Genomic DNA, 18,178 nt, shown 5'->3' with positions numbered 1-18,178 from the left:
CCTATGCTGCGCAGGAACCAAAAGGTGCCGCAGTGCAGAAAACCGCCATGACAACCCTTGTGACCCAAACCGCCCCCATCGCGAATGATACGCATGGGGGGCGTGCGAAATGTCTGCAGCGTCTGGTCCGTCTTGATCTGCCGGTGCCGCGCACCGTGGCGCTGCCCTTTGATGTCGTGCTCGAGATTGCGCAGGGGCAGATCCCCGATCTGCAAGCGGTCGCTGATGAATTCCCCCACGACGCGCTGCTATGCGTGCGCCCCTCTAGCCAGGACCCGGATTGGGGCGGGCCGGGGGCGGTGATGAACATCGGCATGAACGATGACCGCTATGCCGACTATTGCGAACGCATGGGCGAGGGGCCCGCATCGGCGCTTTACACCCGTTTCGTGCAATCCTATGCCGTCAATGTGGCGCGTTTGGACCCCGATATGTTCGACGACGTCGAAGGCGACGGGCGCGAGGCGCTGCTGCAATCCTTACGCGCCTACGAGCTTGAGACCGAAGAAAGCTTCCCCCAGGATCGTGTGACCCAATTGACCGCCGTGCTCAGTTCCATGGCGCGGGCGTGGGAGGGCACCTCGGCGCGGCTGTTACGCCAGGCCAAGGGGGCACCTGCGGATGCGGGGCTGGGCCTGATCGTGCAGCAGATGGTGTTCGGTGTGGGCACGGGGATATGCGGATCGGGCGTGTTGCAGCTGGTGGACAGCACCACCGGCCTGCCACAGATCACCGGGCGGTACCTGAGCCAGTCGCAGGGGCGCGACGCCTTGCAGGACACCGCCGATGCGCTTTACCTAACACGCGATCCACGCGGCCCGTCGCTTGAGGAACACGCCCCCGAAGCTTTCGAGATGCTCAAACAGCACGCGGCGCTGATGCGGGTGCGGCTGCGCGCCGAGATGCAGGTGGAATTCGTCATCTCTGACGGAGAGTTGTTTATCCTTGATGGCGTGCGCGTGTCGCGGTCCTCGCGGGCGGCGGTGCGGATCGCGGTGGCGCTGGCGGACGAAGGGATCATCCCCCGCGAAGAGGCGCTGATGCGTGTCCAGCCCCGCACCCTGACAGAGCTGTTGCACCGGCAGGTTGACCCCCGGGTGAAACGCGATGTGATCGGGCGCGGCATTGCCGCCAGCCCCGGTGCCGCCACCGGCCGGATCGTGTTCAACGCGAATGATGCGCAAGCCAGTGCCGCACGGGGCGAGAAATGTATTTTGGTGCGCCGCGAAACCTCGCCCGAGGATATTCGCGGGATGCATGCCGCCCAAGCCGTGCTGACCGAACGCGGTGGGATCACCAGCCACGCCGCGGTGATCGGGCGGGGCATGGGCTTGCCCTGCGTCGTCGGTGCCTCGTCGATGCGTTTCGATCTGGTCAAGGGGGTGATCACGGCCCCCGACGGGCGGATGTTCAAGGCAGGCGATGAAATCACCCTCGACGGCACCTCGGGAGAGGTGCTGTGCGGGGCCGCGGATATGCTTGAGCCGCTGCTGGACGCGACCTTCCAAAAGCTCATGTCCTGGGCCGAAGACGCTGCCGACATCGGGATACGTGCCAACGCCGACACCCCTGCCGACGCGCAAACCGCGCGCAATTTCGACGCGCAGGGGATCGGCCTGTGCCGGACAGAGCATATGTTCTTTGACCCCAGCCGCCTGACCGTGATGCGCGAGATGATCTTTGCCGATACCAGCGAAGGCCGCCGCGCCGTGCTAGAGCGGTTGCTGCCCATGCAACGCGATGACTTCATCCAGCTGTTCCGCATCATGCAGGGTCAGCCGGTATGCATCCGTCTGTTCGATCCGCCCTTGCACGAATTCCTGCCCTCGACCCGCACCGGTCAACGCGATCTGGCCGAGGCGCTGGATTTGCCGCTGTCCAACGTGACCCGCCGGATCGAGGCGATGACCGAATATAACCCGATGCTCGGCCTGCGCGGCGTGCGTCTTGGCGTGACGGTGCCCGAAATCTACGAGATGCAGGCCCGTGCGATCTTCGAGGCTACGATCGAAGCCAGCCGTGATGGCGACCCCGTGGTGCCCGAAATCATGATCCCGCTTGTTTCGGCCAAACGCGAGGTTGAGCTGATCAAAGCCAGCGTCGACAAGATCGCAACGGCAGTGAAATCCGAACGCGGCGCGAGCTTTACCTACCGTTTGGGCGTGATGGTCGAAACGCCCCGTGCCGCCCTGCGCGCCGGAGAGATTTCGCCCCATTGTTCCTTCCTCAGTTTCGGGACAAACGACCTGACGCAGATGACCTATGGGTTGAGCCGCGATGACGCGGGACGGTTCATGTCGACCTACGTGCAGCAGGGCGTTTTCCCCGAAGATCCGTTCCATATGCTGGACCGTGACGGCGTCGGAGAGTTGCTTCAGCTTGGTGCCGCGCGGGGGCGGGAAGCACAACCTGGGATTACCTTGTCGATCTGCGGAGAGCACGGCGGCAACCCCGAATCGATTGCTTTTTGCCGTGACGCGGGTTTTGACTACGTTTCTTGCTCACCTTTCCGTGTTCCGGTGGCCAGATTGGCGGCGGCACAGCTCGCCATCGCGGACAAGATCGGGTAGTTTTGCGCGGCTGATCGCCTAGATGTTGTTTTCTTGTGCGGGTTCCCGCGCAGGCGGTTTCGGCAGGGTTTACGCTTGGTGCCAGTTTGGGTAGGGGGCGCTGTCCGAAACTACTTGCGAGGCGCTCAATGCGTTCTTTTCAGAAATTCTCGTCCTGCGCCCTGCTGGCGCTGTCTTTGCTTGCTCCTGCCGTGGCGTCCGCCAGCCCGCAACAGGCCAAAGCACTGGCTGACATCGAAGCCAAAGGGCTGCGCTCTGTCGGGTCGGAACGTCTGGAAAGCATGATCGCATCGAACAACGCAAGCGAGGTGGAATTCACCCGCGCATGGCTGGCCGAACAGCCGAAAGCATCGGGCGGCGAACAATGGCGCTGTCTGGCAGAGGCGCTGTACTTTGAAGCGCGCGGCGAGACGGTCAAGGGCCAGTTCGCGGTGGCCGAAGTGATCATGAACCGTGTGAAATCCGCGCAGTTTCCCGGGTCTTTGTGCAGCGTGATCAATCAGGGGACAGGCCGCAAGTACCAGTGTCAGTTCACCTACACCTGCGATGGCAATGCCGAAGTGATCGCCGAACCTCGCGCCTATGCGCAGGTCGGCAAGGTCGCGCGCGCGGTGCTGGACGGCAAGGCGCCATCGCTGACAGGGGGGGCGACGTATTATCATACCACCGCCGTAAGCCCCCGTTGGTCGCGCGTCTTTACCCGCACCACCAAGATCGGCGTGCACATGTTCTATCGTGACGGCGTTCAGACCGCGTCGAACTAAGCGGCGTTTCTGTCGTCTTTGATGGCTGGCCAGCCGTGTCTGGCTTTGGTACATCCGCGCAAACGGTCTAGGATCGTTTGCGAGTGAGACAAGCAAAGGCCCAAACCCATGACAAGTGACACGCGGCTTGCCTTTGCGCACCCGTCCGAACGCGCTGCTGCGACGGCGGGGCCTGAACCTCTGGACCGGATTTCCCTGCGCGATCATATCGTTGAGGTCGAGATCGGCGCCTTTCAGGCCGAACGTGGCGTAACGCAGCGCATCTGTTTCAATGTCGTCGTCGAGGTGCAGCCGCTGACCGGCCCCGTGGACGACGATGTGGACCGTATCCTGTCCTACGACCGCGTGACCGAGGCCATCGCCTATGAGCTGTCGGACGAACGGTTGAACCTGCTCGAGACGCTGGCCGAACGGGTCGCGGATCGTATCCTGCTGGAACGGCAGGCGATGCGGGTGTTTGTGCGCATCGAAAAGCTGGACCGTGGCCCCGGTGCTTTGGGCGTCGAGATTGTGCGCGCCCGCGATGATACCCCCGACAGTCAGGCCGAGGCGCGCGAGGTGCCACACCCCGAGCTGGTTTATCTGAGCAATGATGCCATCGCCTCGCCGCATCTGGCGGGGTGGCTGGACCAGTTGCACCAGATGGGGCGGCCGCTGATCCTCTGTGTCGGCGCATCGGACACCGCCGCGCCGCAGGTCGGGCATAAAATGGCGCAGCGCCGCATTGATCTGCTGGCGATTGAACAGAACGCCTGGGTGCTGGCCGCAAAGGATGATCGCTGCGTTGTGGTGGCGACGCGGACAGAGCTGGATTGGGCAATGAAGAACGGTCAGACGAGCGTTTGGGCTCCGTCGAAGATCGTGCTTGATAGCGTGGATACGCCCTCGGCGCAGCCGCGCGATGCAGTGGCCTTGGCCGCGTGGTTCGCCGCCAGCTTCGACGCGACAGAGATGTTGGTGATCGGGGCGGACCTGCCGGCTGACGCCTCTGTTCCGCTGTGCGCCGTAGCGGTGGACCAGGGCAGGCTGTGAGACATGACCGATTACTTTCGACCTCTCGTCCAGATCGGCCCCGCGCGGCCTGACACCGCGGTGTCTCTCGCGGGGGGGTGGGGCTGGTTCACCCATGCCGAGGTCTTGTCGCGTCGAGCGCCGTCTCGTGTTGTACCCGCGGCCGATATCCCGGCGAGTGTGATGGCACGGCTGACCGTGCCCAGACCCGCGATGGCAGGGCTTACGCTGGACCGACCGCGCATCATGGGCATTCTGAACACGACGCCCGATAGTTTCTCGGACGGGGGGCAGCATAATGCCGTGCCCGATGCGCTGCGCGTCGCACAAAAGATGGTGGCCGCCGGCGCGGATATTCTGGACATTGGCGGCGAGTCCACGCGCCCCGGCGCGGATTTTGTGCCCGTCTCCGAAGAGATCACGCGCACCGCTCCCGTCATTGCCGCATTGCGGGGGGCGGGGCTGCAAACGCCGATCTCCATCGATACCCGCAAGGCCGCCGTGGCCGAGGCGGCGGTCAGCGCTGGTGCCAATCTGGTAAACGACGTCTCGGGCTTCACCTTTGATCCCGCCCTTGGGCCCCTGTGTCAAAAACTGGCGCTGCCGGTTTGCGTTATGCATGCCCAAGGCGATCCCGCGACCATGCATCTGGACCCACAGTATGATAACGTGCTGCTTGATGTTTTTGACGCGCTGGAGCGGCAGATCAGCATGCTAGAGGCATCAGGCATCCCGCGGGGGGCCATTCTGTCGGACCCGGGTATCGGGTTTGGCAAGACGCAGGATCACAATCTGGCTCTGCTGGCGCGGCTAAGCCTGTTTCACGCTTTAGGGACGCCTATCCTGCTAGGCGTGTCGCGCAAACGGTTTATCGGAACGATCGGCAACGCGCCGCAGGCACAGGACCGCGCGCCGGGGTCGATCGCCGTGGCGCTTGCAGGATTGGCGCAGGGTGTGCAAATGATCCGTGTGCATGACGTTGACGACACCCGCCAAGCGGTCGCTCTGTGGCATGCCGCATATTTTGGGAGCATTTTATGACAAAATTATTTGGAACAGACGGTATTCGCGGAAAGGCCAATGTGCATCCGATGACAGCCGAGGTCGCCTTGAAAATCGGGGCCGCTGTGGGGCGCTATTTTAGCGCGGGTCGTGACGGTGTGCACCGTGTGGTCATTGGTAAGGACACGCGGTTGTCGGGCTATATGTTCGAAAACGCGCTGACGGCGGGGCTGACGTCCTCGGGGATGAATGTGCTGTTGCTGGGGCCGGTGCCCACGCCTGCGGTCGGGCTGCTGACGCGGTCGATGCGGGCTGATCTGGGGGTCATGATCTCGGCCAGTCACAATCCGGCGACGGACAATGGCATCAAGTTCTTCGGCCCCGACGGGTTCAAGCTGAGCGACGCTGTCGAAGCAGAGATCGAGGCGCTGATCGAAGGCGGTGTGGAGTTGAACCCCGCCGATAAGATTGGCCGTGCCAAGCGGATCGATGACGGGCGGTTCCGCTATGTCGAGCGGGTGAAGTCGTCGTTCCCGCGCCAGATGCGTCTGGACGGGCTGAAGGTCGTGATCGACTGCGCCAATGGGGCCGCACACCGCGTCGCACCCGAAACCCTGTGGGAGCTCGGGGCCGAGGTGATCGAGATTGGCGTGTCGCCGAACGGCTTCAACATCAACGAGAATTGCGGCTCGACCCACCCCGAACGCGCCGCAGCGGCGGTGGTAGAGCACGGTGCCCATGTGGGCATTTGTCTGGATGGCGACGCGGACCGCGTGATCCTGATTGACGAAACCGGCAAGGTCGGTGACGGAGATCAATTCATGGCCCTTATGGCGTCCCGTTGGGCGGCCGAAGACCGGCTGGCCAATGGCGCCCTAGTTGCCACCGTGATGAGTAACCTTGGCCTTGAACACTTCTTGCAGGGCAAGGGGCTACGGCTTGAGCGGACGTCCGTCGGCGACCGCTATGTGGTCGAGCGGATGCGCGAAGGCGGGTTCAATCTGGGCGGCGAGCAATCGGGCCATATCGTCATGACCGACCACGCCACCACGGGTGACGGTCTGATGGCGGGGCTGCAGTTTCTGGCAGAGATGATCCGGTCGGAGAAGACCTCCTCCGAGCTGCTGAATAACTTTGAACCCGTGCCGCAACTGCTTAAGAACGTGAGGTTTTCTGCCGGTCAGGTGCCGTTGGAAGACGCGCAGGTGCAAGGGGCTATCGCACAGGCCGAGGCCGATCTGGCTGGTCAGGGGCGTTTGCTGATCCGCAAATCCGGCACCGAGCCGCTGGTGCGTGTGATGGCAGAACATGAAGACGCGCAGCTGATGGAACGCGCTGTCGATTCTGTGGTGGATGCGGTCACGGCGGCTGTCGCACCTTAAGCTGATCGCAGGGCTGCTGGCGGGGATGTCCTGCGCGGCGGCCCTGCCTTGCCCTCGCGGGACGCGCCGCCTGCGGTGTCTGTGGGATGCCTTCGGCGAGGATTTAGAGCCATTTGGAAGCTAGGCGCGCGTGCGGGTGAACAGGCGGCGGAACGCGCCATATTGGCTGAGTGCGACGCCCGAGAGGATCAGCCCCATCGCGTAGAGCAGGGACGGCGGCAGCGGTTCGTTCAGCAAGAGCGCACCGAGGCAGACGGACCAGACGGGGACTTGGTAGTTCACCAGTGACATAAACACCGGGCCAGCACTGCGGATCACCAGCACGCGCAGGAAGTTCGCGGCGGCGGTGGGGATCAGGCCCAGAAACGCCAGCGCCGCGAAGATGGCCGGCGAGGGGCGGGGCGGTAGACCTTCGATGATGATCGCCATGGGAATGGTGATGCAGGTGGCAATGATCAGCAGGATGGTCGCAAGGCCGATCGCGTCCACCGCGGGCAGGCGGCGCATGATGATCGAGCTGGTGGCGTAGCACCCCGCCGCACCCAGGCAGGCCAGACGCCCCTGGGTTTCAAGCGCGGTGCCGGTGCTTTCAAAGGCTTGCGCGCCGATCAGGATGACAACGCCGACAAAGCCCAGGGCAAACCCGATCACCTTGCGCGGGCTCATCGCTTCGCCCGGAACGAAGAAATGCGCAAGCGGCAGGATGATCAGCGCCGTCGCGGCCATGGTCACCCCCGCGAAGCCCGAGGTGACATATTGCTGACCCCATGCGAGCAGACTGAACGGCACGGCAGAGCTGGCGGCACCGATAAAGATCACGGCCGCGATATCGCCGCGCGTGGGGGATTGGGTAAAGAGCCGAAACCCGCGCAGACCCCAGATAACGATCATCACGGTGGCGGCGAAGCCGACACGTGTGGCCGCGATCCAGAAAGGTGGCATTTCAGTCAGGGCGATTTCGGTCACCAGAAACGTGCCTCCCCAGATGAAGGCAAGCAGCAGGATCATCAGCCAGCTGGATTTGGTGATCTGGGGCGCGTCCGGCATGACATATCCTGTGGGAAAACTCGGCCCGCCAGATGTGACAGCCGGTTGCGCAAAAGAAAAGGCCCGGTGCAAAACCGGGCCTTTCCACATCGCTGCATCGGCGATCAGTTCTTGGATTTGTCGACCATCTTGCCGGCAGAGATCCAGGGCATCATTTCGCGCAGCTTGCCGCCGACGACTTCGATCTGATGCTCGTCATTGGCGCGACGCGAGGATTTCAGCGTCGGCTGACCGACGGAGTTTTCCAGCATGAAGTCACGCACGAATTTGCCCGACTGGATGTCGCTGAGAACGGCCTTCATGCGCGCTTTGGTCTCGTCGTAGGGCAGGATGCGCGGGCCGGAGACATATTGGCCGTATTCCGCTGTGTTCGAGATCGAGTAGTCCATGTTGGCGATGCCGCCTTCATAGATCAGGTCAACGATCAGCTTGGTTTCGTGCAGGCATTCGAAATAGGCCATTTCGGGCTCGTAGCCGGCTTCGACCAGTGTTTCAAAGCCGCAGCGGATCAGTTCAACGATACCGCCGCACAGAACAGCCTGTTCGCCGAACAGATCGGTTTCACATTCTTCGCGGAAGTTGGTTTCGATGATGCCGGACCGGCCGCCACCGATGGCGGAGCAGTAGGACAGGCCGATTTCCAGCGCTTTGCCGGTGGCGTCGGTGTCTACCGCAACCAGGCAAGGCACGCCGCCGCCTTTGGTGTATTCGCCGCGCACAGTGTGGCCCGGGCCTTTGGGGGCCATCATGATCACATCAACGCCGGGTTTGGGTTCGATCAGGCCGAAGTGGACGTTCAGGCCGTGGGCGAATGCGATTGCAGCGCCTTCGCGGATGTTGTCGTGCACGTATTTCTTGTAGGTTTCAGCCTGCAATTCGTCGGGCATGGTGAACATGATCACATCGGCCCAAGCTGCTGCTTCGGCGATTTCCATGACTTTCAGGCCTTCGCCTTCGGCTTTCGCTTTCGAAGCGGAGCCTTCGCGCAGCGCAACGACGAGGTTTTTCGCACCGGAATCACGCAGGTTCAGCGCGTGGGCGTGGCCCTGGGAGCCATAGCCGAGGATGGCAACTTTCTTGTCCTTGATCAGGTTCACATCGCAGTCACGGTCGTAATAAACGCGCATTGGGGCGTCCTTTCGGGTTCGTTGAAATCTAGGGAGACCATATCGAAGCTGGTGCGAGATGCTATTGCGGAATTGTGAGTTTATTTGGCAAAATGAAGATGGTAATGCGCGGTATGCGGAAAAAATGGAAAAATCATGCTTGATGATATGGATCGACGACTTCTGCGCCACTGGCAGGCGGATGCGGGGCTGTCGCCGGCGGAACTGGCCGACCTTACGGGGTTAACTGCGGGTAAGGTGTCGCGGCGGATCACGCGCATGCAGGAAGCCGGTATCGTGCAGGGGGTGGCGGCTGTCGTCGATTGGGCGGCATTGGGCTACACGGTCGAGGTGTCCTTGCGGATCACTTTGGACAAGACACAGGGCAATGCCTTTGACCGCTTTCTTGAAGAGGCACGCCAACTGCCTGAGGTGATCGAGCTCCAGACCTTTCTAGGGCGGGTGGATGTGCGCCTATCGGTAATTGCGCGGGATATGGCGCATTATCAGCAGATTTACCGGGAGGGTATTCTGACCTTGCCGCATATTGCCGATATCGAGGCGCTGATGCATGTGGCGCGGATCAAGTCAGAGGAGGCGTTACCGCTATGATTACGCTCGATGAGGTGGATCACCGGCTGATCCGGTCGCTTGCGCGGGATGCCACACAGAGCGCCGGAGCCCTGGGGCGCCATCTGGGGCTGTCGCAGCCTGCCACTTGGCGTCGGATCAAGCGGTTGGAGGAAGCAGGCATCCTGCGCGGCAAGAGGTTGCGCTTGAACCGGGAGGCATTGGGGTTCGGCGTCACCGTCTTTCTTGGCGTCAAGCTTGCGACCAAAGGGCGGGTTAGCTTGGAGGATTTCGAACGCGCCGTCAGTGCCATCCCCGAGGTCCAAACGGTGGAGCATGTTCTGGGGCTATATGACTACCGTTTACGGGTTGTTGCGCGGGATCTGGCGGATTTCGAACGGGTCCTGCGGCGGCGGATCATGACCCTTCCGGGGGCGGGGGCGGTCGAGGCAAATGTGCTTTTAAGCGAGGAACGACTGACCGGACCATTGGGCCTGTGACTTTACCACGCGAGGGGCTATGTTCGCGCGAAACCATCAGGAGGATATCATGCCCGCTTTGCTAAATTCAGTTGACCCGGAAGGGCTTGAAGAGTTTTCGGTCGTGTTCACCGACCGGTCCTTGAACCATATGAGCGCCGTGTTCCAAGAGGTCATGCGCGACATCAGCACTCTGCTCAAGGACGTATACAAGGCCGATGCCGTGGCTGTCGTCCCCGGGGGCGGCACCTACGGGATGGAGGCAGTCGCCCGTCAGTTCGCACGGGGGGCCGAGGTGCTGGTCGTGCGCAACGGCTGGTTTTCCTATCGGTGGAGCCAGATCATCGAGAGCGGCGATCTGACCGGCAATGCCACCGTCATGAAGGCGCAGATGCAGGGCAACAGCACGCCCGCGCCCTTTGCCCCAAGCCCGATTGATGACGTCGTCAAGGCCATCGAGACGCATAAGCCGCAGGTGGTTTTCGCACCTCATGTAGAGACCAGTGCGGGGGTGATCCTGCCCGATGACTATATCCAGCAGATGGCAGACGCGGCCCATGCCGTCGGCGCGCTGGTGGTGCTGGATTGCATCGCGTCGGGCTGCGCATGGGTGGATATGAAGGCGCTTGGCGTCGACGTATTGCTCTCTGCGCCGCAAAAAGGCTGGAGCGCTTCGCCCTCTGCCGGGCTGGTCATGATGTCGGATCGCGCTGTTGCACGCATGGGAGAGACAACATCGGACAGTTTTGCCATCGATCTGGCCAAGTGGCATAGCATTATGAAAGCCTATGAAGATGGTGGCCACGCCTATCACGCGACCATGCCGACCGATGCGCTACGGCAATTCCGCGATACCATGCTTGAGACGAAATCCTACGGGTTTGACCGTCTGAAAGAGGCGCAGTGGCGTCTGGGGGATTCTGTGCGCAAGATGCTGGCGGAGAGGGGCGTTACCTCTGTCGCGGCGGAAGGTTTTGGCGCGCCGGGGGTGGTGGTGAGCTATACCGCGGATCCCTCCGTGCAAAACGGCAAGGCCTTTGCTGCCGAAGGGATGCAGATCGCCGCTGGCGTGCCGTTGATGTGTGACGAGCCAGAGGATTTCCAGACCTTCCGCCTGGGGCTGTTCGGTCTGGATAAGCTTTACGACGTGGATGCCACGCTCGCGCGGTTGGCAACCGTGGTCGATAAGGTACTGTAAATAAAGGCGCGCGGCAGGTCAGCCCTGCCGCATGCCCAAGCCCATCTCCATCAGCATGCGCCGTACGGGGGGCAGGGCATATAGCGCGCTGAGCCCTTTGGCGCGGGCATCGCGGGCCAGCGGCGTTGTCGCCTGACTGGCGCGGTTCAAGAGGTCGATGCCGCGCAAGCGCAGTTGAATGTCGCCAAACCGCGCCTTGTGGTAGGCGTCCAGCATCAGCTGGCTTCCCAGATCAGCGCCGTGCTTTTGCGCCAGTTCCAGCAGCGTTGCGATGTCTTGCAGCGACATGTTCAACCCCTGCGCGCCGATGGGGGGCATCACATGGGCGGCTTCTGCAATCAGGGCGATGCGTTCGGCCGAGAGGCGCGCGGCATGCTGGCTGATGATCGGCCAGATCGCCCGTTCGGAGGCCAGCGTCAACGGGCCGAGCACATGGGCGCTGCGGTCGGTCGCGGCTTGGGAAAACGCATCTGCGTCAAGCGCCATCCGCGCAAGGCAGGACGCGCCGTCATCCATCCACACCACGGCAGAGCAGGGCAGACCGTTGCGATCGGGCAGGGGTACAAGGGTGAAGGGGCCCCCGCTGCGGTGCACCTCGGTCGATACGTTTTCATGGGGGATCGGGTGTGTCACGGCAAAGGCAAGCGCCTTCTGGCCATAGCTTTGGCGGGTCACCTCAATGCCGGCGGCGTCGCGCATGGGGCTGTCGCGCCCGTCTGCGGCAATCACGAGCTTTGTCGAAATTTTCGTGCTATCGCTGAGGCTTACGCGTGCGCCGGTGGTGCGGGTGAACAAGCTGGTGGTTGCGGTGCCGGGGCGGAAATCGACGTTCGGCAAAGCCTCTAGCCGCTCCAGAAGCGCGCGCCTTAGCAGCCAGTTCGGGAAGTTCCAGCCGAAAGGTTGGTCCGAAATATCGGCAGCATCAAAAGCGCGGCTGGTCACCGGTGCATCGCCGTCACCGCCCGCATCCACAATACGCATCACCTGCAAAGGTGCGGCGTGGTCTTCCAGATGGGCCCAGATGCCCGCTGCCTCAAGCACGCGGCGCGCCGGTTGCAGCATCGCGGTAGAGCGCATGTCGGCCCCTTTCGCCGCACCATCGGTGACGGGGGGCGTGGGGTCGACGCAGACCACGTTGAAACCCGCAGTGCCGAAAGCCGCTGTCGCCGTCAAACCGGCAATGCCGCCGCCCGAAATCAAGATATCACATGCCATGGTCATGCCCGTCAGTTAGCCCGTGATCTGTGCAAGAAAAGCCGAAAGATCATCGGTGTGGAAATGGATGTGCGGCGCGGGCGCGGGGTGTTCGGCCACATGGACGGTGCCCATCCCCATGTCATGCGGGGCGATCAGGTTGCGGGGGTCGTCCTCGAACATCACGGCGGTGGTTGGGGTCAATGCGTCGGCGGCAAATATCAGGTCGTAGGCGGCGCGTTCGGGTTTGGGTAAAAATGACGCATGTTCAACGCCGTAGATGGCATCGAACAGGCCCGACAGCCCCCGTGCGGCAATGACTTTTTCGGCGTAGGGGGCAGTGCCGTTGGTATAGATGATCCGGCGCCCCGGCAGGGCGGCGATCCGCGCGGCAAGCAGAGGATCCGGGATCAGCGCGTCAAAGGAGATCTCGTGCACCTCGTGCAGATAGGGGCCGGGATCAAGGTCGTGTTCGCGCATCAGCCCGGCCAGCGTGGTGCCGTAGGTGTGCCAGTAATGTCGGCGCAGATAATCCGCGCGCTGCTCATCGACATTCAAGGCGGTCATCACCCAATGCGTCATCCGCTGTTCAATCTGGTCGAACAGGCGGGCAGATGGCGGGTATAATGTGTTATCAAGGTCAAAGACCCAAGTATTCACATGAGAAAAAGAGGCGTGTGGCATGGGGACTTGCTACGCTGACCAGATGATCTGCGCAAGATCACGGGGTTGCGCAATTGGACGCGGGGGCTAAGGTGCCGGAGCCTTTTGAAAGAGAACCCATGACGACGCCACGCTCCGGACCCACAGACGCCTATTCCATGATCCTGGACGCGATTGACGTGGGCACCTATCGCCCCGGTGATAGGTTGGTGGAAAGCGAATTGGCCGAACGCTTCGGTGTCTCAAGAACGCCGGTTCGTGAAGCATTACAACGGCTTGAGACGCAATCCTTGCTCGCGCGGGACGGGCGGAGCCTGATCGTTGCATCCTTGGACCACAATCAGGTGGCCGAACTTTACGTCGTACGCGGCGAGTTGGAGGGGTTGGCCGCGCGGCTTGCCGCCCGTCACGCCACCGCTGAAGAAGTCCGTGTATTGCGCGAAATGGTCGAGGAAGACGACGCTTTTCGCGACAATCCAGCGGCGCTGGCGCGTGCGAACCGCCGTTTTCACAAACAAATTCATCTCGCGTCGCACAACCGGTATCTGGTGCAGCAACTTGATCTGGTGCACCGGTCCATGGCGCTGATGGCGACATCGTCACTGGCGGTGGATGGGCGCGGTGCGATCGCGCAGGATGAACATGACCGCATTGTTCAGATGATCGAACAGCGTGACGAAGATGGTGCGGATGAAGCATTGCGTACGCATATTTCTGTCGCCTTCATGACGCGGCTCAAGCAAGAAGCGGCACAGCGCAAAGACGAAGGCTAGGGTGGACGAAGTGGTGGCACCTTAGAACCGATGGGGCTGGATTTATGTGGTACGCCATGTTCGGTCTTGTCCCAATAGAACGGCGTGACCACGAATTCGTATAGCGCCTTATAGGCCGCGAAAGAGCCGAGAATAAAGTAAAACGGCAGGGTGATTGCCCAGGGTATAAGGTGGCGATGCTGCCGACCCGAAACCGCCGTCATCGCGACAGATATATTGAGGATTTCCGCGAAGAGGAAATATCCGAAAAGCCCGTAGAACACGTCAGCGCCCAGTGTTGTCTGGACAGGATGTGCTGCGCCGAACAGCGGTAGGCAGAAAGACCAGAGCAGGGGGGCAAAGATGAACTGGCAGAACGTCGCGAGGAACAATACCTGCACGCCCAAAAACCGAATGAGCCCGACATCACGGATCAGCCGGAGGGGGGCACGGCTGTGCACGACCCATGTGATCAAGAAGCCTTTCAGCCATCGTGACCTTTGTTTGATCCACGGCCACGCACGGAAATTGGCCTCTTCGTAAGTGACAGTCGGTAGCAGGTCGGTTTTATAGCCATGCCGCGCGAGGCGGACGCCAAGATCTGCATCTTCGGTGACGTTATGGGCGTCCCAGCCCCGCAGTTTCTCCAAAGCGGCGCGGCGGAAAAATAATGTGGTGCCGCCGAGGGGAATAATCAGCCCCAGATGCGCGACACCGGGTAGGATCACGCGCCACCAAGTCGCATATTCCAGTGTGAAACAGCGCGAGATCCAGTTGGTGCGCGCATTATAAAAATCCAGTACGCCTTGCACACAAGCGACGTTTTTGTGCGCCTGATCAAAGTGTTGTACAACGCGGTTGATCTGATCTGCCTCCGGCGCGTCCTCGGCATCCCACACGCCGATAATACTGCCGCTGCAAAATTCCAGCGCATAGTTCAGGGCACGGGGTTTGGTGCGCAGTTTGCCTGCTTGCGGTACTTCGATCACGTCGAACCAGAAGGGCAGTTCGGTTCGCGCGATGGTGTCACGGGTCATTTGATCGCCTGCCTCCAGCACCAGCACGACCTGCAGCAGCGCCTTGGGATAGCTGAGCTGCGACAGGCGTGCGATCAAGGCGCTGGCAATCTCCTCCTCATGAAGAAGCGGGACAAGAACCGATACCTTTGGCCATCGTGTCGGGGGCGATGGCGCGGCGGGGTCTGAAGGCAGTGGTGTGTTCCCCCACAGGCAGCGCGCCAGAAAGGCCGATAATCGTAGCGTCATGATCATGGTACTGCAGAACAATGCCCATAGAACAAACGCCGTAAACGTCACCGCGGGGAGTAACGCGAACAGCATGCTCGCGACAAAAATGACACCGGCGGCCCAAATACGCCGGCGCGGCCCGGCAACCCGCCATGTTCGGCAGCTTTCATGAGAGGGCACACGCTCCGCCGCGCGTTTGGCCAGTTCGGACCCGTAAAGTGCGGTGATCTGACGGTTGATCTGCGCGGGTTCTGCCAGCACCGGTACGATGTCCAGATCGCTAGTACCGAAGGCGTCGCGGGTAAGGGTATGAAGGGTATCCGGCCGGCTGGTCGCGACAAACAGCGTTTGGCCCATCCGCCGCCACGGCACAATCTTATGGTGCAAGCTGGCTTCGGCAGACAGATGGCGCGCAAGCATCGGTTTGGGTGGGTCTGCGTCAAGGTCGACCTGCTGGATCTGATGTTGCAGCGCCAGTGCTTTGGTTACCTCACTGCGCGAGACAAGCCCTTGAGCCACAAGGATTTCCCCAAGCGGTGCATCCAGATCGCGCTGCGCTTCAAGCGCGTGCACCAGATCGGCCTGATCGATCAACCCTGCGTCGACCAATATGCGCCCCAAGGGACGATAGCGCCCGCGCACACGCGCGGGACTGGGTGCTTTCAGCTCTAATCCAAGGTTGCTCAACGGGCGAATCCCTTCCTGTCGGAATGGGACCACCTTGGGAGAGATGCCTTAATGGGATGTTAATTGCGGATGAAGAGAACGCCCGCAATTATCAGGTTTAGCTGGCCCGCTCTGCCATCGCCGCGGCGAAGCGTTCAAACAGATAGAAACTGTCTTGCGGGCCGGGGCTCGCTTCGGGGTGGTGCTGAACGGACCAGACGGGCCGCCCCTCCATCCGGATGCCGCAGTTGGAGCCGTCAAACAGCGACTGATGCGTTTCAACCACTCCGCTTGGCAGGCTTTGCGCATCGACGGCAAAACCATGGTTCATCGAGGTGATTTCGACCTTGCCGGTATCAATATCTTTAACGGGGTGGTTCGCACCGTGGTGACCGTGACCCATCTTGACCGTCTGGCCCCCAAGAGCCAGCGCAAGCATCTGGTGGCCAAGGCAAATGCCGAAAACCGGAAGCTCTGTCTTTTCAATGACGTCCTTGATCATCGGCACGGCATACACGCCGGTCGCCGCCGGATCGCCGGGGCCGTTCGACAAGAAAACTCCGTCAGGATTATGCGCCATCACATCTTCATACGTGGCAGAGGCGGGCAGCACCGTGACATCGCAGCCGGCCGAGGCAAGGCAGCGCAGGATGTTGCGCTTGGCACCGTAGTCGATCGCGACCACTTTATGAGGTGCGTTTTCCTGCGCAGTATAGCCGTCGGGCCAAGCCCACCGCATTTCATTCCAGCGGTAGGATTGCTTGCAACTGACATCTTTCGCCAGATCCATGCCTTCCAGGCCCGCGAAACCTCGTGCCGCAGCGACCAGCGCTTCGACGTCGAAAACGCCGTCAGGATTATGCGCCAATGCCGCGTGTGGGGCCCCTTGCTGCCGGATGGCGCGGGTCAGGCGGCGGGTATCAATACCACCAATCGCGATGCGCCCGCGCGATGCCAGCCATTCGGACAACGGCTGGACCGAACGCCAGTTGCTCGGGTCGGTGGGCATCCATTTGACAACCATCCCCGCTGCGACCGGATCGCCGGTTTCGTCATCTTCGGGGTTGGTGCCGGTGTTGCCGATGTGGGGGAAGGTAAAGGTCACGATCTGCCCCGCGTAGGACGGGTCGGTCATGATTTCCTGATAGCCCGTCATCGCTGTATTAAAGCAAAGCTCGGCCACGGTCTCTCCCGTTGCGCCAAAGCCCCTGCCGTAGAAAATCGATCCGTCCGCTAGCGCCAGGCAGGCAGTCGGACGAGGTGATGTGGTCGCGGTCATGTCGGGGGCCTCCAGCGGCAGGTATATGGAGCTAAACGGTGGCAACCTAAAGCCGCAGTTCGTCGGGGTCAATAGCAGGTTGAAAATGAAATATCGTTAATTTTCAATGTGTTGTGCGAGGCTTGTGGCATTGCCTGCGCCGCGCAATATCTCTATGTTGCACGGCTTAATACCCCCTAGGGTCAAAAGGACGATGGTAATGGTACTGCGCACTCGCATCTCGGATGCACTGAAACAGGCAATGAAAGACAAGGCGGCGGACCGGCTGTCGACCCTGCGGCTGATCAATGCGGCGATCAAGGATAAAGACATCGCGGCGCGTGCTGATGAGGGCGACACGGGTGTTGGCGATGCCGAAGTGCTCGCGATTTTAAGTAAAATGGCGAAACAACGTATGGAATCCGTACGCGCCTATGAAGAGGGCGGGCGGCTTGATCTTGCGGATCGCGAGCGTGAAGAGATTGCCGTGATCGAAGAGTTTCTGCCCCGTCAGCTAACCGAAGAAGAAACCGCCAAGGCCGTCGATGCCGCCATTGCCGAAGTGGGTGCGACATCGATCCGTGACATGGGCAAAGTGATCGGCCTGCTTAAAGGTAAGTACACGGGGCAAATGGATTTTGGCGCGGTTGGCCCCAAAGTGAAAGAGCGACTGAGCTAAGGCTCAGCGCATCAGCGAACGGTTCAGCTCGTCATAAAGGGCGATCCGTTCTTCTTCGCTCAGGAAGGTCCCGATTTCGACCTCGCGGCCCATGCCGCGCAGGGTCACGTAATGGGGTACGGGGCCGTCTTTTTCATATTTCGTCACGACGGCCCAATGCCGGTTGCACTGCCATTCTTTGACCTCTCCGCGCGCGGTGCGATGGGATAAATGTGCTGTATTGTGGTCGAGCGTAAACACTTCTTCAATCTGTCTGGCCTTATGGTTGCGCTGTAGCGCCCAATACATCGCCGCGACGGCGGCCAGCATGAAAGGAAGAAGCCCCCACAGCAAAACAGTCCCCAACAGTGGCAGAACGGGGATCAGAATTAGGACGAACGTGATAAGGATAAAACTGGCGAATCCCTTTGCCGGCAGGGATTGGTGCGGCCACAGGCAAAGAACCTGCGTCGAGGCGTCGGGTCGGGTTTTCCATTCATAGGGCATGGGGGGTGTCCATCTGTCGTGCCAAGCCCTGAACGTAGCAGCAGAACGGGCCTGATCAATGCGGCAGAATGCATCCGACCCCAAGTGTCAGGGCCGATGTTTTT

17 protein-coding genes are annotated in these 18,178 nt (G+C 61.3%); 10 read left to right on the top strand and 7 right to left on the bottom strand.

Annotated elements, in window-relative coordinates:
• Positions 1 to 47 precede the first annotated feature (47 nt).
• The 5 genes from SJY36_RS10420 to glmM all read left to right on the top strand — a co-directional run bounded on the left by SJY36_RS10420 (position 48) and on the right by glmM (position 6,729).
• Positions 48 to 2,570 carry a putative PEP-binding protein gene (locus SJY36_RS10420; RefSeq protein WP_243251824.1) on the top strand — a complete coding sequence of 841 codons (2,523 nt, stop codon included), beginning with the start codon at positions 48 to 50 and terminating at the stop codon, positions 2,568 to 2,570.
• Positions 2,571 to 2,698: 128 nt separating this feature from the next.
• Complete coding sequence (locus tag SJY36_RS10415; protein ID WP_037944544.1) at positions 2,699 to 3,334, top strand: cell wall hydrolase; 636 nt, start codon at positions 2,699 to 2,701, stop codon at positions 3,332 to 3,334.
• Positions 3,335 to 3,442: 108 nt separating this feature from the next.
• The gene (locus SJY36_RS10410; RefSeq protein WP_386174849.1) at positions 3,443 to 4,366 is read left to right on the top strand and encodes a dihydroneopterin aldolase; all 924 of its coding nucleotides are present in this window, start codon (positions 3,443 to 3,445) and stop codon (positions 4,364 to 4,366) included.
• Between the two features lie 3 nt (positions 4,367 to 4,369).
• A complete protein-coding gene (gene folP, locus SJY36_RS10405) occupies positions 4,370 to 5,386 on the top strand; it encodes a dihydropteroate synthase (protein WP_386174847.1) in 1,017 nt (338 codons plus the stop codon).
• Positions 5,383 to 6,729 carry a phosphoglucosamine mutase gene (gene glmM / locus SJY36_RS10400; protein WP_037944541.1) on the top strand — a complete coding sequence of 449 codons (1,347 nt, stop codon included), beginning with the start codon at positions 5,383 to 5,385 and terminating at the stop codon, positions 6,727 to 6,729. Before folP ends, glmM begins: the two co-directional genes overlap by 4 nt.
• 120 nt (positions 6,730 to 6,849) lie before the next feature.
• Here glmM and SJY36_RS10395 read toward each other — a convergent pair whose 3' ends face one another.
• Both SJY36_RS10395 and ilvC read right to left on the bottom strand, forming a co-directional pair.
• Complete coding sequence (locus SJY36_RS10395) at positions 6,850 to 7,776, bottom strand: DMT family transporter (protein WP_386174843.1); 927 nt, start codon at positions 7,774 to 7,776, stop codon at positions 6,850 to 6,852.
• A gap of 104 nt (positions 7,777 to 7,880) precedes the next feature.
• The gene (ilvC, locus tag SJY36_RS10390) at positions 7,881 to 8,903 is read right to left on the bottom strand and encodes a ketol-acid reductoisomerase (RefSeq protein ID WP_009824953.1); all 1,023 of its coding nucleotides are present in this window, start codon (positions 8,901 to 8,903) and stop codon (positions 7,881 to 7,883) included.
• Positions 8,904 to 9,038: 135 nt separating this feature from the next.
• Between ilvC and SJY36_RS10385 the strand changes: the two genes are divergently transcribed.
• From SJY36_RS10385 to SJY36_RS10375, 3 genes are read left to right on the top strand one after another with little or no spacing between them, the layout of a single operon-like run.
• Positions 9,039 to 9,494, top strand: coding sequence for an Lrp/AsnC family transcriptional regulator (locus SJY36_RS10385; protein ID WP_037944539.1), 456 nt, complete (start codon positions 9,039 to 9,041; stop codon positions 9,492 to 9,494).
• The gene (locus tag SJY36_RS10380; RefSeq protein ID WP_005854186.1) at positions 9,491 to 9,952 is read left to right on the top strand and encodes an Lrp/AsnC family transcriptional regulator; all 462 of its coding nucleotides are present in this window, start codon (positions 9,491 to 9,493) and stop codon (positions 9,950 to 9,952) included. Before SJY36_RS10385 ends, SJY36_RS10380 begins: the two co-directional genes overlap by 4 nt.
• Before the next feature lie 49 nt (positions 9,953 to 10,001).
• On the top strand, positions 10,002 to 11,129 hold the full coding sequence (locus SJY36_RS10375) for an aminotransferase class V-fold PLP-dependent enzyme (protein ID WP_386174840.1): 1,128 nt from the start codon (positions 10,002 to 10,004) through the stop codon (positions 11,127 to 11,129).
• An 18-nt stretch (positions 11,130 to 11,147) separates the two neighbouring features.
• On the opposite strand, the gene SJY36_RS10370 is transcribed toward SJY36_RS10375, so the two are convergent.
• Both SJY36_RS10370 and SJY36_RS10365 read right to left on the bottom strand, forming a co-directional pair.
• Complete coding sequence (locus SJY36_RS10370) at positions 11,148 to 12,350, bottom strand: UbiH/UbiF family hydroxylase (RefSeq protein WP_386174837.1); 1,203 nt, start codon at positions 12,348 to 12,350, stop codon at positions 11,148 to 11,150.
• Between the two features lie 9 nt (positions 12,351 to 12,359).
• Complete coding sequence (locus tag SJY36_RS10365; protein ID WP_005854183.1) at positions 12,360 to 13,007, bottom strand: pyrimidine 5'-nucleotidase; 648 nt, start codon at positions 13,005 to 13,007, stop codon at positions 12,360 to 12,362.
• A 98-nt stretch (positions 13,008 to 13,105) separates the two neighbouring features.
• On the opposite strand from SJY36_RS10365, the gene SJY36_RS10360 reads away from it, so the two are divergent.
• A complete protein-coding gene (locus tag SJY36_RS10360) occupies positions 13,106 to 13,759 on the top strand; it encodes a GntR family transcriptional regulator (RefSeq protein ID WP_005854182.1) in 654 nt (217 codons plus the stop codon).
• Here SJY36_RS10360 and SJY36_RS10355 read toward each other — a convergent pair.
• Together SJY36_RS10355 and carA are read right to left on the bottom strand one after the other, a co-directional pair.
• Positions 13,756 to 15,672, bottom strand: coding sequence for a glycosyltransferase family 2 protein (locus tag SJY36_RS10355; protein WP_386174833.1), 1,917 nt, complete (start codon positions 15,670 to 15,672; stop codon positions 13,756 to 13,758). The two genes, SJY36_RS10360 and SJY36_RS10355, sit on opposite strands and share 4 nt — an antisense overlap.
• A 97-nt stretch (positions 15,673 to 15,769) precedes the next feature.
• Positions 15,770 to 16,930: a glutamine-hydrolyzing carbamoyl-phosphate synthase small subunit gene (carA, locus tag SJY36_RS10350; protein WP_386174830.1), complete on the bottom strand. Its 1,161-nt coding sequence runs from the start codon at positions 16,928 to 16,930 to the stop codon at positions 15,770 to 15,772.
• Between the two features lie 199 nt (positions 16,931 to 17,129).
• Here carA and SJY36_RS10345 point away from each other — a divergent pair, with 199 nt between their 5' ends.
• Entirely contained in the window at positions 17,130 to 17,588 is a 459-nt protein-coding gene (locus tag SJY36_RS10345) for a GatB/YqeY domain-containing protein (protein WP_386174827.1), read from the top strand.
• 3 nt (positions 17,589 to 17,591) lie between these two features.
• Here the strand turns inward: SJY36_RS10345 and SJY36_RS10340 are convergent, their stop codons facing one another.
• Positions 17,592 to 18,074, bottom strand: a complete 483-nt coding sequence (locus tag SJY36_RS10340; RefSeq protein WP_386174824.1) for a DUF2244 domain-containing protein — start codon at positions 18,072 to 18,074, stop codon at positions 17,592 to 17,594.
• Positions 18,075 to 18,178 lie beyond the last annotated feature (104 nt).

This window comes from Sulfitobacter sp. R86518 (genome assembly GCF_042466275.1).
GTDB classification, from domain to species: domain Bacteria; phylum Pseudomonadota; class Alphaproteobacteria; order Rhodobacterales; family Rhodobacteraceae; genus Sulfitobacter; species Sulfitobacter pontiacus.
This window is presented reverse-complemented; position numbering and strand designations above follow the sequence as displayed.

Coding starts and splice junctions, on each gene's coding strand:
- SJY36_RS10370 (WP_386174837.1), bottom strand. CDS start 12,350: ATGACCATGGCATGTGATATCTTGATTTCGGGCGGCGGCATTGCCGGT.
- glmM (WP_037944541.1), top strand. CDS start 5,383: ATGACAAAATTATTTGGAACAGACGGTATTCGCGGAAAGGCCAATGTG.
- SJY36_RS10365 (WP_005854183.1), bottom strand. CDS start 13,007: ATGCCACACGCCTCTTTTTCTCATGTGAATACTTGGGTCTTTGACCTT.
- folP (WP_386174847.1), top strand. CDS start 4,370: ATGACCGATTACTTTCGACCTCTCGTCCAGATCGGCCCCGCGCGGCCT.
- SJY36_RS10395 (WP_386174843.1), bottom strand. CDS start 7,776: ATGCCGGACGCGCCCCAGATCACCAAATCCAGCTGGCTGATGATCCTG.
- SJY36_RS10375 (WP_386174840.1), top strand. CDS start 10,002: ATGCCCGCTTTGCTAAATTCAGTTGACCCGGAAGGGCTTGAAGAGTTT.
- SJY36_RS10410 (WP_386174849.1), top strand. CDS start 3,443: ATGACAAGTGACACGCGGCTTGCCTTTGCGCACCCGTCCGAACGCGCT.
- SJY36_RS10420 (WP_243251824.1), top strand. CDS start 48: ATGACAACCCTTGTGACCCAAACCGCCCCCATCGCGAATGATACGCAT.
- SJY36_RS10415 (WP_037944544.1), top strand. CDS start 2,699: ATGCGTTCTTTTCAGAAATTCTCGTCCTGCGCCCTGCTGGCGCTGTCT.
- SJY36_RS10340 (WP_386174824.1), bottom strand. CDS start 18,074: ATGCCCTATGAATGGAAAACCCGACCCGACGCCTCGACGCAGGTTCTT.
- ilvC (WP_009824953.1), bottom strand. CDS start 8,903: ATGCGCGTTTATTACGACCGTGACTGCGATGTGAACCTGATCAAGGAC.
- SJY36_RS10345 (WP_386174827.1), top strand. CDS start 17,130: ATGGTACTGCGCACTCGCATCTCGGATGCACTGAAACAGGCAATGAAA.
- SJY36_RS10385 (WP_037944539.1), top strand. CDS start 9,039: ATGCTTGATGATATGGATCGACGACTTCTGCGCCACTGGCAGGCGGAT.
- SJY36_RS10360 (WP_005854182.1), top strand. CDS start 13,106: ATGACGACGCCACGCTCCGGACCCACAGACGCCTATTCCATGATCCTG.
- SJY36_RS10380 (WP_005854186.1), top strand. CDS start 9,491: ATGATTACGCTCGATGAGGTGGATCACCGGCTGATCCGGTCGCTTGCG.
- carA (WP_386174830.1), bottom strand. CDS start 16,930: ATGACCGCGACCACATCACCTCGTCCGACTGCCTGCCTGGCGCTAGCG.